This window comes from Microbacterium sp. NPDC056052 (genome assembly GCF_042266785.1).
Taxonomy (GTDB): Bacteria; Actinomycetota; Actinomycetes; order Actinomycetales; family Microbacteriaceae; genus Microbacterium.
The window spans coordinates 114,563-128,416 of the sequence record NZ_JBHJWV010000001.1 but is presented as its reverse complement, the minus strand read 5'-3'; the positions used below and the strand labels follow the sequence as shown (position 1 = coordinate 128,416).

13 protein-coding genes are annotated in these 13,854 nt (G+C 67.6%); 6 read left to right on the top strand and 7 right to left on the bottom strand.

Annotation, left to right across the window (positions count from 1 at the left end; translation table 11 throughout):
• Nucleotides 1–167 precede the first annotated feature (167 nt).
• A complete protein-coding gene (gene rpsA / locus ACFC1J_RS00635; protein WP_375901576.1) occupies nt 168–1,628 on the bottom strand; it encodes a 30S ribosomal protein S1 in 1,461 nt (486 codons plus the stop codon).
• 300 nt (nt 1,629–1,928) lie between these two features.
• Between rpsA and ACFC1J_RS00630 the strand changes: the two genes are divergently transcribed.
• Nucleotides 1,929–2,864, top strand: a complete 936-nt coding sequence (locus ACFC1J_RS00630; protein WP_375901574.1) for a 5'-3' exonuclease H3TH domain-containing protein — start codon at nt 1,929–1,931, stop codon at nt 2,862–2,864.
• Between the two features lie 2 nt (nt 2,865–2,866).
• Here the strand turns inward: ACFC1J_RS00630 and ACFC1J_RS00625 are convergent, their stop codons facing one another.
• Nucleotides 2,867–3,853 (bottom strand): PHP domain-containing protein, encoded by a 987-nt coding sequence (locus tag ACFC1J_RS00625; RefSeq protein ID WP_375901572.1) that lies wholly within the window; start codon nt 3,851–3,853, stop codon nt 2,867–2,869.
• Nucleotides 3,854–3,876: 23 nt separating this feature from the next.
• Nucleotides 3,877–4,941, bottom strand: a complete 1,065-nt coding sequence (trpD, locus tag ACFC1J_RS00620) for an anthranilate phosphoribosyltransferase (RefSeq protein WP_375901571.1) — start codon at nt 4,939–4,941, stop codon at nt 3,877–3,879.
• Nucleotides 4,942–5,122: 181 nt separating this feature from the next.
• Between trpD and ACFC1J_RS00615 the strand changes: the two genes are divergently transcribed.
• The 5 genes from ACFC1J_RS00615 (at nt 5,123) to ACFC1J_RS00595 (ending at nt 9,994) form a co-directional block, all read left to right on the top strand.
• Nucleotides 5,123–5,755 carry a heme-copper oxidase subunit III gene (locus tag ACFC1J_RS00615; protein WP_375901569.1) on the top strand — a complete coding sequence of 211 codons (633 nt, stop codon included), beginning with the start codon at nt 5,123–5,125 and terminating at the stop codon, nt 5,753–5,755.
• Nucleotides 5,756–5,776: 21 nt separating this feature from the next.
• Nucleotides 5,777–6,574 carry a cytochrome c gene (locus ACFC1J_RS00610; protein WP_375901567.1) on the top strand — a complete coding sequence of 266 codons (798 nt, stop codon included), beginning with the start codon at nt 5,777–5,779 and terminating at the stop codon, nt 6,572–6,574.
• A 33-nt stretch (nt 6,575–6,607) separates the two neighbouring features.
• Nucleotides 6,608–7,681, top strand: a complete 1,074-nt coding sequence (locus tag ACFC1J_RS00605) for a ubiquinol-cytochrome c reductase iron-sulfur subunit (protein WP_375901565.1) — start codon at nt 6,608–6,610, stop codon at nt 7,679–7,681.
• Nucleotides 7,678–9,489, top strand: a complete 1,812-nt coding sequence (locus ACFC1J_RS00600; protein ID WP_375901564.1) for a cytochrome bc complex cytochrome b subunit — start codon at nt 7,678–7,680, stop codon at nt 9,487–9,489. The genes ACFC1J_RS00605 and ACFC1J_RS00600 overlap by 4 nt, the downstream gene beginning before the upstream one ends.
• Before the next feature lie 85 nt (nt 9,490–9,574).
• The gene (locus ACFC1J_RS00595) at nt 9,575–9,994 is read left to right on the top strand and encodes a rhodanese-like domain-containing protein (RefSeq protein WP_375901562.1); all 420 of its coding nucleotides are present in this window, start codon (nt 9,575–9,577) and stop codon (nt 9,992–9,994) included.
• Nucleotides 9,995–10,188: 194 nt separating this feature from the next.
• On the opposite strand, the gene ACFC1J_RS00590 is transcribed toward ACFC1J_RS00595, so the two are convergent.
• From ACFC1J_RS00590 to erpA, 4 genes are all read right to left on the bottom strand, one after another.
• Entirely contained in the window at nt 10,189–10,623 is a 435-nt protein-coding gene (locus ACFC1J_RS00590) for a cytochrome c oxidase subunit 4 (protein ID WP_375901561.1), read from the bottom strand.
• A 3-nt stretch (nt 10,624–10,626) separates the two neighbouring features.
• Nucleotides 10,627–12,354 carry a cytochrome c oxidase subunit I gene (gene ctaD / locus ACFC1J_RS00585; RefSeq protein ID WP_375901559.1) on the bottom strand — a complete coding sequence of 576 codons (1,728 nt, stop codon included), beginning with the start codon at nt 12,352–12,354 and terminating at the stop codon, nt 10,627–10,629.
• Between the two features lie 5 nt (nt 12,355–12,359).
• Entirely contained in the window at nt 12,360–13,259 is a 900-nt protein-coding gene (coxB, locus tag ACFC1J_RS00580) for a cytochrome c oxidase subunit II (protein WP_375901557.1), read from the bottom strand.
• Between the two features lie 122 nt (nt 13,260–13,381).
• Nucleotides 13,382–13,744, bottom strand: a complete 363-nt coding sequence (gene erpA, locus ACFC1J_RS00575; RefSeq protein ID WP_045272493.1) for an iron-sulfur cluster insertion protein ErpA — start codon at nt 13,742–13,744, stop codon at nt 13,382–13,384.
• Nucleotides 13,745–13,854 lie beyond the last annotated feature (110 nt).

Here is a 13,854-nt window from a genome sequence, read left to right as displayed (position 1 = left end):
GTCGCGCGATGCCGGGACGGGGAGCGATCGGATCCATGTCCTCCATCCTCACACGTCCGCGCCGTCCCTCCGGCGGGGTGTCGCCCGAGCGAGGATCCGCCCGCGGACGCGGAACGGGCCGCCACTCGCCCGAAGGCGAGGTGACGGCCCGTTCTGAAGGGTGATGCTTACGCGTTGCCGCCCGAGAGCTTCTCGCGCAGAGCCGCGAGAGCCTCATCGTCGGCCAGCGTGCCGGCACCGGCGGAGTCGCTCGAGAACGTCTGGGCGCTCGCGGCGAAGTCGTCGCCGGCAGCTGCCTCGGCCTCGGCGGCCTTGATGACCTGGGCCTTGTGCGCCTCCCAGCGAGACTGGGCAGCGGCGTACTCCTGCTCCCATGCCTCGCGCTGGGCGTCGAAGCCGTCCTTCCAGGCGCCGGTCTCGGCGTCGAAGCCCTCGGGGTACTTGTACTCGCCGTTCTCGTCGTACTCGGCGAGCATGCCGTACAGGGCCGGGTCGAACTCGGTGCCGTACGGGTCGACCGACTCGTTGGCCTGCTTCAGCGACAGCGAGATGCGGCGACGCTCGAGGTCGATGTCGATGACCTTGACGAAGACCTCTTCGCCCACCGAGACGACCTGCTCGGCCAGCTCGACGTGCTTGCTGGAGAGCTCGGAGATGTGCACGAGGCCCTCGATGCCGTCCGCGACGCGCACGAACGCGCCGAACGGGACGAGCTTCGTGACCTTGCCCGGGGTGACCTGGCCGATGGCGTGGGTGCGGGCGAAGACCTGCCACGGGTCCTCCTGCGTCGCCTTCAGCGACAGGGAGACGCGCTCGCGGTCGAGGTCGACCTCGAGGATCTCGACGGTGACCTCCTGGCCCACCTCGACGACCTCGGAGGCGTGCTCGATGTGCTTCCAGGAGAGCTCGGAGACGTGCACGAGGCCGTCCACACCGCCGAGGTCGACGAACGCACCGAAGTTCACGATCGACGACACGACGCCCTTGCGGACCTGGCCCTTGTGCAGGTTGTTGAGGAACGTGGTGCGCGACTCGGACTGCGTCTGCTCGAGCAGCGCGCGGCGCGAGAGGACCACGTTGTTGCGGTTCTTGTCGAGCTCGAGGATCTTGGCCTCGAGCTCCTGACCGAGGTACGGCGTGAGGTCGCGGACGCGGCGCAGCTCGATGAGCGAGGCCGGCAGGAAGCCGCGGAGGCCGATGTCGACGATGAGTCCACCCTTGACGACCTCGATGACCTGACCGGTGACGACGCCGTCGTTCTCCTTGATCTTCTCCACGTCGCCCCAGGCGCGCTCGTACTGGGCGCGCTTCTTGGACAGGATCAGACGGCCTTCCTTGTCCTCCTTCTGGAGGACGAGGGCCTCGACCAGGTCGCCGACGGAGACGACCTCGTTGGGGTCGACATCGTGCTTGATGCTCAGCTCGCGCGAGGGGATGACGCCCTCGGTCTTGTAGCCGACGTCGAGGAGGACCTCGTCGCGGTCGATCTTGACGATCGTGCCCTCGATGATGTCGCCGTCGTTGAAGAACTTCAGGGTCTTCTCGACCGCAGCCAGGAAGTCCTCGGCAGATCCGATGTCGTTGATCGCGACCTGCTTGGTGGCCGGAGCGGCCGTTGCGGTAGTCATGTAGTGGGTTGTCCTTGTTGATGGATACTCGGGCTGCGGCGCGCGCTCTCAGCAGAGCACAGGATCGCGCCGCGGCGAAGTGGATGTTTGTTGTTCGTCACGCACGCGGGAGGAAACCCCCACGGGTGACACCTCATGCTATCAGGTCGCTGAGCGCTCCGGTGATCGCGTTTCCCCGCGGCCCTCCGAGCATCCGCCCGTCTGCACCATGGGCACAACACCGCTTCCTGCAGCGGTGTTCCCGAGGATCCGTGTCCGCGCTCACCCGGCCGGCGACAGCGGGCCTGGCAGACTGTGGACATGACCGACGCCGCGCCGAAGCTCCTCCTTCTGGACACCGCCAGCCTCTACTTCCGCGCCTTCTACGGCGTGCCGGACGCGGTCAAGGCGCCGGACGGCACCTCGGTGAACGCGGCCAGAGGGCTGCTCGACATGATCGCGCGGCTCGTGACGGCCTACCGCCCCACGCATCTCGTCGCGTGCTGGGACGACGACTGGCGCCCACAATGGCGGGTCGACCTCATCCCGAGCTACAAGGCGCACCGCGTCGTCGAGGTCGTCCCCGGCGGCGCCGACGTCGAGGAGGTCCCGGATCCGCTCGAGGTGCAGATCCCGATCATCCGCGAGGCGCTCGCGGCGCTGCGGATCCCGGTCATCGGCGTCGCGGAGCACGAGGCGGACGATGTCATCGGCACGCTCGCGACCGTGGCGGGCATGCCCGTCGACATCATCACCGGCGACCGGGATCTGTTCCAGCTCGTGGACGACGCCCGTGGAGTCAGGGTGATCTACACGGGTCGCGGCATGAGCAACCTGGAAGACCTCACCGAGGAGGCGGTGGTGCGCAAGTACGGCGTGCTTCCGAGCCAGTACACCGACTTCGCCACGATGCGCGGAGACGCCTCCGACGGGCTTCCCGGCGTGGCGGGGGTCGGCGAGAAGACCGCCGCGAACCTCCTCGCCGTGCACGGCGACCTCATGGCGATCCGTGCTGCCGCAGAGGGGGCGGAGGGCATGTCGGCGGGCGTGGCGAAGAAGATCCTCGCCGCGTCGGACTATCTCGACGTCGCCCCCACCGTGGTGCGCGTCGCGACCGCGCTGCCGATCACGGTCCCTGCCGAGCCGCTGCGACCGCTCGACGCCGCCGAAACCGCGGCCGCGGTCGGCGTCGCGGAGCGCTGGAACCTCGGCACGTCGATGGCGCGCGCACTGGAGGCGCTCGGCCGCACGGCCTGACCTCAACCGGCCCAGCGCAGCAGCCGGTCGAGCCCCCAGGTCGTCACGATCCGCTCCGCGGGGACGCCCGCGCGCTCGGCGCGCACGGCGCCGTGATCCAGCAGCGAGAGCTGTCCCGGCGCATGCGCGTCGGAGTCGATCGAGAACAGGCAGCCGATCTCGAGCGCGAGCGCCAGGAGCCCGTCCGGCGGATCCTGCCGTTCCGGACGCGAGTTGATCTCCACGGCCACGCCGTGCTCCGCGCACGCCTCGAAGACGGCGCGCGCGTCGAACCGCGAAGGCGGCCTCGTGCCCCGCTCCCCCTGCACGAGCCGTCCCGTGACGTGCCCGAGCACGCTCACGCGCGGGTTCGACACCGCGGCGACCATGCGCCGCGTCATCGGGCCCGGTTCCATGGCGAGCTTGGAATGCACGGAGGCGACCACGACGTCCAGCTCGCCGAGCAGCCGGTCCTCCTGGTCCAGCCGCCCGTCATCGAGGATGTCGACCTCGATCCCGGTGAGCATCGTGAGCCCGCCCCCGCTGAGCGCGCGCACCTGCGGCAGCTGGGTGCGCAGCCGCTCGGCCGTGAGGCCGCGTGCGACGCGCAGTCGCGGCGAGTGGTCGGTGATCGCGAGGTACTCGTGACCCAGGGCCCGGGCCGCATCCGCCATCGCCTCGATCGGCGTCGTCCCGTCCGACCACTCGGTGTGCGCGTGCAGATCGCCGCGCAGCCGGGAGCGCAGCTCGGAGGCGATCTCCGGCTCGACCTCGCCGCGCAGCTCCACGAGATAGGACGGCGTACGCCCTTCGAGCGCCTGCCGGATGACCTCGAAGGTCGAGGATCCGATCCCCTTCGCCTGCTGGATCCGGTTCAGATCCGACCTCGCGTCGTCGGGGAGCTCGGCATACGTCGCCGCGGCGGTGCGGAACGCCTTGGCCCGATAGCGCGACGCCCGCTCGCGCTCGAGCAGCCGGGCGATCTCGAGCAGCGCCTCCTGCGGATCCATGCCCGTCCTTCCGTCTGCGCCGCTCAGTCCGCGGCGAGCTCCTTGGACGCCGCGACCCACGCGTCCAGCTTCGCGAGGGCGCGCCCGTCGTCGACCGCGGCCTCGGCAAGCGACAGGGCCGCGCGCAGCCGCTCCACGATCGGCACCTGCGCCTGGGCCGGGTCGTGCGAGAGCTCGTAGGCGACGATGCCGGCCGCGGCGTTCAGCAGCACGATGTCGCGCACGGCGCCGCGCTCACCCTCCAGCGTGCGGCGCAGCACACCCGCGTTGTGTGCGGGCGAGCCGCCGATGAGGTCCGCGAGCTCCGCGAGCGGAATGCCCAGATCGCGCGGATCCAGGTCGTGCTCATGGATGTCGCCGCGGGTGACCTCCCAGATGCGGCTGTGACCGGTGGTCGTGAGCTCGTCCAGCCCGTCGTCTCCTCGGAACACCAGCGCGGTGGCGCCGCGGGTGCGGAACACGCCGGTGATGAGCGGCACGCGGTCCAGCTGGGCGACGCCGACGGCGTTCGCCTCCGCACGGGCCGGGTTGCAGAGAGGGCCGAGCATATTGAACACGGTCGGCACGCCGAGCTCCGCCCGCACGGCGCCCGCGTTCTTGAAACCGGGGTGGAAGGCCCCCGCCCAGGCGAACGTGATGCCGGTGCGGTCGAGGATCTCGGCCACGGCCTGCGGGTCGAGGGTGAGCTGGAGGCCCAGCGCTCCGAGGACGTCGGAGGATCCGGACGCCGAGCTCGCCGCACGGTTGCCGTGCTTGACGACAGGGATCCCCGTCGCGCCGATGATGATGGCCGCCGTGGTCGACACGTTCACGGTGCCGATGCGGTCCCCGCCCGTGCCGACGATGTCGAGAACGTCCGAGGACACCGGGAGCGGCACGGCCGCCTCGAGGATCGCGTCGCGGAAGCCGACGACCTCGTCGATCGTCTCGCCCTTCGCGCGCAGACCGACGAGGAATCCCGCGAGCTGCGCCTCGGTCGCCTGGCCGCGCATCACCTGGCGCATCGCCCAGGTCGACTCGTAGACGCTCAGATCGCGTCCGGCGAGGAGTGTGGAGAGGACATCGGGCCAGGTCAGAGCTTCCGCCATGCCAGCGATCCTAGCGATGTGATCCAGTCGTGATCCCCGCCGAGACGGCTCCCACCCCGCCCGCAACCACGCGTCTCCCAGGGGATTCGCGGCTGGTTCCGAGGTTGCACCGAGGCGCGGGCGAGCTGAACCGCCGCCCCCGGTGCGACAATCGGCGTCCAGGATCGGCCATAATGGACAGGTGACGACCTCAGCGACGTATGCCCCGGTGGCGAGAACGATCAAGCGCCCCAACCCGGTGGCTGTGGGAACCATTGTCTGGCTCGGCAGTGAAGTGATGTTCTTCGCGGGACTCTTCGCGATCTACTTCACCCTGCGCAGCACCTCTCCGGAGCTCTGGGCATCACGCACAGAGAGCCTGAACGTGCCATTCGCCGCGATCAACACCCTGGTCCTGGTGGCGTCCTCGTTCACCTGCCAGATGGGTGTGTTCGCCGCGGAGCGCATGCAGCCCTACACCTCGGTGAACGACAAGGGACGCAAGCGCTGGGGCATGGTCCCGTGGTTCTGGCTGACCTTCATCATGGGCGCGTTCTTCGTGTCCGGTCAGGTGTGGGAGTACTCGCAGCTGATCGCCGAGGGCATGCCGATCTCGGCCGATTCCTACGCCTCGGCGTTCTACATCACCACCGGCTTCCACGCCCTGCACGTCACCGGCGGTCTGGTCGCGTTCCTGCTGACCCTCGGCCGCGCCTTCGCCGTCAAGAACTTCACGCACAAGGAGGCGACGACCGCCATCGTGGTGTCCTATTACTGGCACTTCGTCGACGTCGTCTGGATCGTGCTGTTCTTCGTCATCTATTTCCTCAAGTAAGAAGCGGAGCGGATTCCCGACATGGCACGTGAGAAGAAGCGCCGTACCGGCCGCCGCAGCCCCCTGGCTGCCGCGGCGCTGATCGGCGCAGGCCTGATGATCACCGGCGGCGTCTACGCCGGTGCGAGTGCGGCGTTCGCCGCGACCGAGCCGGCGTCCGTCACCGCCGCGGTCTCGACCGAGGACGGGCAGAAGCTGTTCCAGGCGAACTGCGCCACCTGCCACGGCATGAACCTGCAGGGCACCGCCACCGGACCGAGCCTCTACGGCGTCGGCGAGCTCGCGGTCGAGTTCCAGATGTCGACCGGCCGCATGCCGCTGCAGATGCAGGGCCCGCAGGCGCCGCAGAAGCACCCGCAGTTCTCCGAGGAGCAGATCAAGAACGTCGCCGCATGGGTGCAGTCGGTCGCCCCCGGCCCGACCTACCCCGAGGAGAAGATCCTCGACGGCAAGGGCGACGTCGCGCACGGCGCCGAGCTGTTCCGCATCAACTGCGCCATGTGCCACAACGTGGCCGGCGCCGGTGGTGCGCTGACCGAGGGCAAGTACGCGCCCGGCCTGATGAAGACCAGCGCCTTGCACATGTACGCGGCCATGGTCACCGGCCCGCAGAACATGCCGGTCTTCGGCGACATGAACCTTTCGGCGGAGGACAAGCGCGACATCATCTCCGCCCTGCTCTTCCAGCAGAAGGCGACCCAGGTCGGCGGCATGGATCTCGGATCCCTCGGCCCCGTCTCGGAAGGCTTGTTCATCTGGATCTTCGGCATCGGCGCACTCGTCGCCATCACCGTGTGGATCACGGCGAAGTCCAACTGACGCCGGCATATCGAAGAACGTACGAGGAGAACCATGGCACACGACGACCCGCACGCTCTTGACCGGACCTATCAGGCACCGGTCGGGCTGAGCGTCGACGTCAGCGACCCTGCGCAGAACCCGGGGCTGCCCGCGCACCGCGAGCGCGTCACGGACCAGGACCCGACGGCGATGAAGAATGCCGTCCGCACCGTCTACACGCTCTTCTACCTCTCCCTCGCGGGCAGCATCTGGGCGGTGGCCGCCTACATGCTGTTCCCGATCGAGAGCGGCTCGCTCATCGATGTGCGCTACAACAACCTGTTCATCGGCCTCGGAATCGCCCTCGCCCTGCTCGCGCTCGGCATCGGTGCGATCCACTGGTCGAAGGCCATCATGGCCGACAAGGAGCACATCGAGTACCGGCACCCCACCCGGGGCCGCGACTCGACCCGTGAGGCCGCGATCCAGGCGTTCGCCGACGCGAACGAGGAGTCCGGCTTCGGCCGCCGCGTGATGATCCGCAACTCGCTCATCGCCGCGGTCGTCGCCTCCGTGGTCCCCGGCCTCGCGCTCTTCCGCGGTCTCGCCCCGCACAGCACCGCCGAGAACCCGATCGCGGGCGACCCGGTGCAGCTGCTCAAGCACACCATGTGGGAGAAGGGCATGCGCCTGGCGCACGACCCCGACGGCACCCCGATCCGCGCCGCCGACATCACGATCGGCTCGGCCGTGCACGTGATCCCCGAGCCCCTCAGCAAGGTCGGCCATGAGGACGGCTACCTCGAGGAGAAGGCCAAGGCGATCGTCCTGCTGATGCGTCTGCTCCCCGAGCAGCTCATCGAGGCCGAGGACCGCAAGACCTGGTCCTACGACGGCATCGTCGCCTACTCCAAGGTCTGCACGCACGTCGGCTGCCCCGTCGCGCTGTACGAGCAGCAGACCCACCACCTGCTCTGCCCGTGCCACCAGTCGCAGTTCGACGTCACCGAGCACGCCAAGGTCATCTTCGGCCCGGCCGCGCGGCCGCTGCCGCAGCTGCCCATCACCGTCGACGACGAGGGCTACCTCGTCGCGCAGAGCGATTTCCACGAACCCGTCGGTCCGAGCTTCTGGGAGCGTCATTGAGCACCGCAACTGTTACCGAGCAGAAATCCTCGGAGAAGCCCTCGGAGGCGCCGCTGGGCGGCCGATTCGTCGGCGGCCTCTCCAACTACATCGATGAGCGGACGAGCCTCTCCGGCTTCGTCAAGGAGCTCGGCCGCAAGATCTTCCCCGATCACTGGTCGTTCATGCTCGGCGAGATCGCGCTGTGGAGCTTCGTCGTCGTGCTGCTCTCCGGCACGTTCCTGACGTTCTTCTTCCAGGCGTCGATGGTGCCCACCCACTACGCCGGCGCGTACGCGCCGATGCGCGGTGTGGAGATGTCCGCGGCGCTCGACTCGACGCTGCGCATCTCCTTCGACCTGCGCGGCGGGCTCCTCGTCCGCCAGATCCACCACTGGGCCGCGCTCACCTTCGTCGCCGGCATCGGCGTGCACATGCTGCGCGTGTTCTTCACGGGTGCGTTCCGCAAGCCGCGTGAGCTGAACTGGGTGATCGGCTTCGTGCTGTTCGTCCTCGCGATGGCAGAGGGCTTCACCGGCTACTCGCTCCCCGACGACCTGCTCTCGGGCAACGGCCTTCGCATCATCGACGGCATGATCAAGGGCCTCCCCCTGATCGGCACCTGGACCTCGTTCATGCTGTTCGGCGGCGAGTTCCCGGGCGACCAGATCGTGGGACGCCTGTACACGCTGCACATCCTGATCCTGCCGCTCCTGGTGATCGGCCTGGTCGTGCTGCACCTCATGCTCATGGTGATCAACAAGCACACGCAGTTCGCCGGCCCCGGCCGCACGGACGAGAACGTCGTCGGCTACCCGATGATGCCGATCTACATGTCGAAGATGGGCGGCTTCCTGTTCATCACGTTCGGCGTGATCGTGCTGATCGCTTCGCTGTTCCAGATCAACCCGATCTGGAACTACGGACCGTACGATCCGTCCCCCGTGTCCGCCGGCACGCAGCCGGACTGGTACATCGGCTTCGCCGACGGCGCTCTGCGTCTGGCGCCGTCGAACCTCGACATCGTGTTCCTCGACCACACCTGGTCGTTCGGGATCATCATCCCGGTGCTGGTGCTGGGCCTGTTCATCGTCCTCGTCGCCATCTACCCCTTCATCGAGGCGTGGCTGACCGGCGACAAGCGCGAGCACCACATCGCACAGCGTCCGCGCACCTCCGCGACCCGCACCGCGATCGGCGTCGCCGGCGTCATCTTCTACGCAACCCTGTGGGCGGCTGCTTCGTCCGACCTGATCGCGACGCACTTCTCGCTCACGATGGAGGGCGTGATCCACACGCTCCAGGCGCTGCTGTTCGTCGGCCCGGTCCTCGGCTACTTCATCACGAAGCGCATCTGCATCGCCCTGCAGAAGAAGGACCGCGAGATCGTCCTGCACGGCTACGAGTCCGGTCGCATCGTCCGCCTTCCCGGCGGCGAGTACATCGAGGTCCACAAGCCGGTCGACGTGTACGACCGCTGGAAGCTCATCGACACCGAGGTGTACGAGCCGCTCGTGGTCCGTCCGAACGCCAAGGGCCGCATCCCGTGGACGCAGAACCTGCGTTCCTCGATGTCGCGCTGGTTCTTCGAGGACCGTCTCTCCCCGCTCACGCAGGCCGAGATCGCCGCAGCAGACGCGCACCAGCGTCACACGCTGCACGACACGAACGAGTCCGCGCACGAGGAGATCGTGGCGTCCCACGCCCGCGCCGGTGTGAGCGAGGACGAGATCGTGCCCGCCGACAACTCGCGTGTCAGCGAGACCCCGAACACGCCGAGCTCCGCGCTCGCGCCGGAGTCGCTGCCTGCGAAGGAGAGCGGCGAGTAGTCCGCTCCCCCGGTTCGACCGAAGGCCCCGTCACCCGACGGGGCCTTCGTCGTTCGCGCGCACCGCGCCGGAGTAGCCTGTCCACATGACCTCTGCCGTGGACCACTTCTCCGCCAAGCTCGCTCACGAAACCGATGCGAGCGACGTGCACGCCGCCCGCAGGACCGGCCAGCAGATCGCCGTCGTCGACGTCCGCAGCGACGGGGCATGGGCCCAGGGGCGCATCGCCGACGCGATCCACATGCACTACAGCGAGATCGCCGCGAGGGCGCCGCAGGAGATCCCCCTGAGCACGCCTGTGGTCGTCTATTGCTGGAGTCCCGGATGCAACGCCGGCGACAAGGGGGCCCTGGAGTTCGCCAGACTCGGCTATGACGTGAAGCTCATGATCGGCGGCTTCGAGTACTGGGTCCGTGAGGGCTACCCCGTCGAGAACGCCGACGGGGTGCATCGTCGTCCGGTCGATCCCCTCACCGGCGTCCCGCGCATCCGCACCGGTGCCTGAGACGAGGACGCTCTCCCCCGGCTCGTCTTCGCGGCGGCATCGCCCCGCAGCACGCCACCTCGACGATTCGTCGATCGCCGGCACGCGACGCTGTCGAGCACGGCCGCTGGGCACGACGCCCGCAACGTCATGCCCCGAGCACAAAAGAATGAGGCCCCCGGAGCAGGAGCTCCAGGGGCCTCATGAAGAAGGACTCAGCGGGCGAAGTGACCGCGGTAGTACTCATATACCCAGCCGACGATCGCGACCACGAAGATGGCCAGCGCGACAGGGAAGAGGAACACTCCCACGGCCAGCGCGATCATCCCGACCGCGGCCGCTCCCGCGAGCACGATCGGCCACCAGGACCACGGGCTGAACTCGCCGAGTTCGGGATCGCCGTCATCGATGTCGCTCGTGAGGATGTCCTCGGGGAGGCTTCCCCCCTGGGCCTTGTGCGTGCGATCGAGATAGAACGCGATCATCGCGCCCATGAAGGCGGAGAAGAACAGCGCAACGGTGCCGACCCACTCGATCGCCCTCACGGGCGGCTCACCGGCGTGTGCGACCAGGTTCCAGACCGTGTAGATCACGCCCACGAGGGCGAAGAAGGCGGTGAGGATCCACCAGAGAACGATGTTGTCGCGCATGGGTCAGTGGGCCTTTCCGTCAGCGGCCGCGGCAACCGGGTGCTCTGCGGCCTCCGGGTGGTTGAGATCGAACGCCGGACGCTCGCTGCGGATCCTCGGGATCGACGTGAAGTTGTGCCGCGGCGGCGGGCAGGAGGTCGCCCACTCGAGCGAAGCCCCGTAGCCCCACGGGTCGTTCACGGTAACCTTCGGCGCCTTGCGCGCGGTCAGCCACACGTTCAGGAAGAACGGCAGCATCGACGCGCCCAGGATGATGGAGCCGATCGTGGACACCTGGTTCTCCCAGGCCCAGTTGTCGTACGCCGAGTAGTCGGCGTAACGACGCGGCATGCCGTCGACGCCCAGCCAGTGCTGGATGAGGAACGTCATGTGGAAGCCGATGAACAGCATCCAGAAGTGCACGTAGCCGAGGCGCTCGTTGAGCATCCGGCCGGTCCACTTCGGCCACCAGAAGTAGAAGCCGGCGAACATGGCGAACACGACCGTGCCGAACACCACGTAGTGGAAGTGCGCCACGACGAAGTACGAGTCGGAGAGGAAGAAGTCCAACGGCGGGGAGGCCAGGATGACGCCGGTCAGGCCACCGAAGACGAAGGAGACCAGGAAGCCCAGCGCGAACACCATGGGCGTCTCGAACGTCACGGATCCTCGCCAGAGCGTGCCGATCCAGTTGAAGATCTTCACGCCGGTCGGAACCGCGATGAGCATGGTCATCAGCGCGAAGAACGGCAGCAGCACACCGCCGGTCACGTACATGTGGTGCGCCCACACGGCGACGGACAGGGCCGCGATCGCGATCGTCGCGTAGACGAGCGTCTTGTAACCGAAGATCGGCTTGCGGCTGAAAACCGGGAAGATCTCCGAGACGATGCCGAAGAACGGCAGCGCGATGATGTAGACCTCGGGGTGCCCGAAGAACCAGAAGAGGTGCTGCCAGAGGAGCACGCCGCCGTTGGCCGGGTCGTAGATGTGCGCGCCGAGCACGCGGTCGGCGGCGGCGGCCAGCATGGCGGCGGCCAGCACCGGGAACGCCATCAGGATCAGCAGGCTCGTGATCAGGGTGTTCCACGAGAAGATCGGCATGCGCCACATGGTCATGCCGGGAGCGCGCATCGTGATGATCGTGGTGATGAAGTTGACGGCACCCAGGATCGTTCCGAAACCGGACATGCCGAGGCCGAGCATCCACAGGTTGCCGCCGGCGCCCGGGGTGAAGGACGCGCTCGCGAGCGGCTGATAGGCGAACCATCCGAACGAGGCGGCGCCCTGCGGGGTGAGGAAGCCGGCGACCGCGATCGTGGAGCCGAACAGGAACAGCCAGAATGCGAAGGCGTTCAGACGCGGGAACGCGACGTCGGGGGCGCCGATCTGCAGCGGGAGGATCGCGTTCGCGAAGCCCGCGAACAGCGGAGTCGCGAACATCAGCAGCATGATCGTGCCGTGCATCGTGAACAGCTGGTTGTACTGCTCCTTCGTCGGGATGATCTGCATGCCCGGCGCGAAGAGCTCGGCGCGGATGATGAGAGCCATCACGCCGCCGAGGAGGAAGAACAGCACCGAGGCGATCAGATACATGTATCCGATCGTCTTGTGGTCGGTGGAGGTGATCCACTTGACGACGATGTTGCCCTTCTGCTCGACGCGGGTCGAGCTGAGCAGAGCCGCCTGGCGCGGCGGGATCGTCGTCGGACGCGCGCCGGCCTCAGACGTGTCGGGAAGAGTGCTCGTCATTCTGCTTACTTCGCTTCCGAGTCGGTCGTGGGCTTGCCGGTGCCGGGGTAGTTGGTCAGACGGTCGTAGGCATCGGTGATGTCACCCGTGTTGCCCTCGTCCTTGAGCTTGGCGAGGTACGTCTGGTAGTCGGCCTCGCTGACGACCTTCACGTTGAAGAGCATCATCGAGTGGTACTCGCCGCAGAGCTCGGCGCACTTGCCCTGGTAGGTGCCCTCGCGGGTCGGCGTGAAGGACCACGAGTTGTCCTTGCCGATGTACATGTCCTTCTTGTACAGGAAGTCGATGATCCAGAACGAGTGGATCACGTCGCGCGACTGCAGAGTGATCTTGACCGTCTTGTTGACCGGCAGGTACAGCGTGGGCAGAGCCGCCTGATCGATGTTGCCCGCCTTGTCGGGCTGAGCCTGGACGCCCATGGTCCACACGGCGTCGGAGTTGTCCTTCTCCTTGCCGTCGTACTGGAAGTCCCAGGCCCACTGCTTTCCGATCGCGGTGACCGCCACATCGGGCTTCTCGTACTGCGTCTCGATGATCGTCTGATCGCGCGCCGTGAAGGCGAACATGCCGAAGATCAGGATCAGCGGAACGATCGTGTAGAAGATCTCGAGCGGCATGTTGTAGCGCAGCTGCACCGGGAGGCCGGTCTGACCCTTGCGGCGGCGGTAGGCGATCGCGGCCCAGCCCATCAGACCCCAGGTGATGAGGCCGACGATGAGCAGGACGATCCACGAGTTGACCCAGAGCGCGGCGACGCGATCGGTCTGGTTGGTGGCCGGCGTACCGTCCTCGATGAAGCCTGGGAGGAATCCGTGGAGCTCGGTGGGAGAGCATCCCGCGAGGGCCACGGCTGCCGCAACTCCCAAGGGGAGTGCGGCCCAACGAAGGCGGCGTTTCGAGGGCACGATGCACCTTTCAGATCACGGACGTGGGCTCCCCCAGTCTAGGGCAACCTCACACCCGATTCACGCCATCCACGCAGGTTCAGCGTGGATGGCGCAGGGATGGGAGAGGGGAATTCTGCGGGTCAGTGGAAGCTGTCGCCGCACGCGCAGGAGCCCTGCGCATTGGGGTTGTCGATCGTGAATCCCTGCTCCGAGATCGTGTCCTTGAAGTCGATCGCCGCACCGTCGAGATAGGGCACGCTCATGTTGTCGATGATCACCTCGACGCCGTCGAAATCGACGGTCTCGTCGCCTTCGAGGTAGCGCTCGTCGAAGTAGAGCTGGTAGATCAGGCCCGAGCAGCCTCCGGGCTGCACGGCGACGCGCAGGCGCAGGTCGTCGCGGCCCTCCTGCTCCAGCAGGCTCTTCACCTTCGCCGCTGCGGCGTCGGTGAGCTTCACGCCGTGCGCGGCGGTGGTCTCGGGGGTGAGGGTGATGTCGCTCATGTCGCTCCTTGGATCGGCCGTGGCCAGGCACGGTTTCCGTCACACGAGTCTACCGCCGCGCACGCGCAGGGCATCGATCGCGGCCGATCACGACCGCGTCTCGATGCGCT

Excerpts from the sequence above, each read along its gene's own strand:
- ACFC1J_RS00590 (WP_375901561.1), bottom strand. The coding sequence starts at position 10,623 with ATGCGCGACAACATCGTTCTCTGGTGGATCCTCACCGCCTTCTTCGCC.
- ACFC1J_RS00605 (WP_375901565.1), top strand. The coding sequence starts at position 6,608 with ATGGCACACGACGACCCGCACGCTCTTGACCGGACCTATCAGGCACCG.
- ctaD (WP_375901559.1), bottom strand. The coding sequence starts at position 12,354 with ATGACGAGCACTCTTCCCGACACGTCTGAGGCCGGCGCGCGTCCGACG.
- rpsA (WP_375901576.1), bottom strand. The coding sequence starts at position 1,628 with ATGACTACCGCAACGGCCGCTCCGGCCACCAAGCAGGTCGCGATCAAC.
- ACFC1J_RS00595 (WP_375901562.1), top strand. The coding sequence starts at position 9,575 with ATGACCTCTGCCGTGGACCACTTCTCCGCCAAGCTCGCTCACGAAACC.
- ACFC1J_RS00630 (WP_375901574.1), top strand. The coding sequence starts at position 1,929 with ATGACCGACGCCGCGCCGAAGCTCCTCCTTCTGGACACCGCCAGCCTC.
- ACFC1J_RS00610 (WP_375901567.1), top strand. The coding sequence starts at position 5,777 with ATGGCACGTGAGAAGAAGCGCCGTACCGGCCGCCGCAGCCCCCTGGCT.
- trpD (WP_375901571.1), bottom strand. The coding sequence starts at position 4,941 with ATGGCGGAAGCTCTGACCTGGCCCGATGTCCTCTCCACACTCCTCGCC.
- ACFC1J_RS00625 (WP_375901572.1), bottom strand. The coding sequence starts at position 3,853 with ATGGATCCGCAGGAGGCGCTGCTCGAGATCGCCCGGCTGCTCGAGCGC.
- erpA (WP_045272493.1), bottom strand. The coding sequence starts at position 13,744 with ATGAGCGACATCACCCTCACCCCCGAGACCACCGCCGCGCACGGCGTG.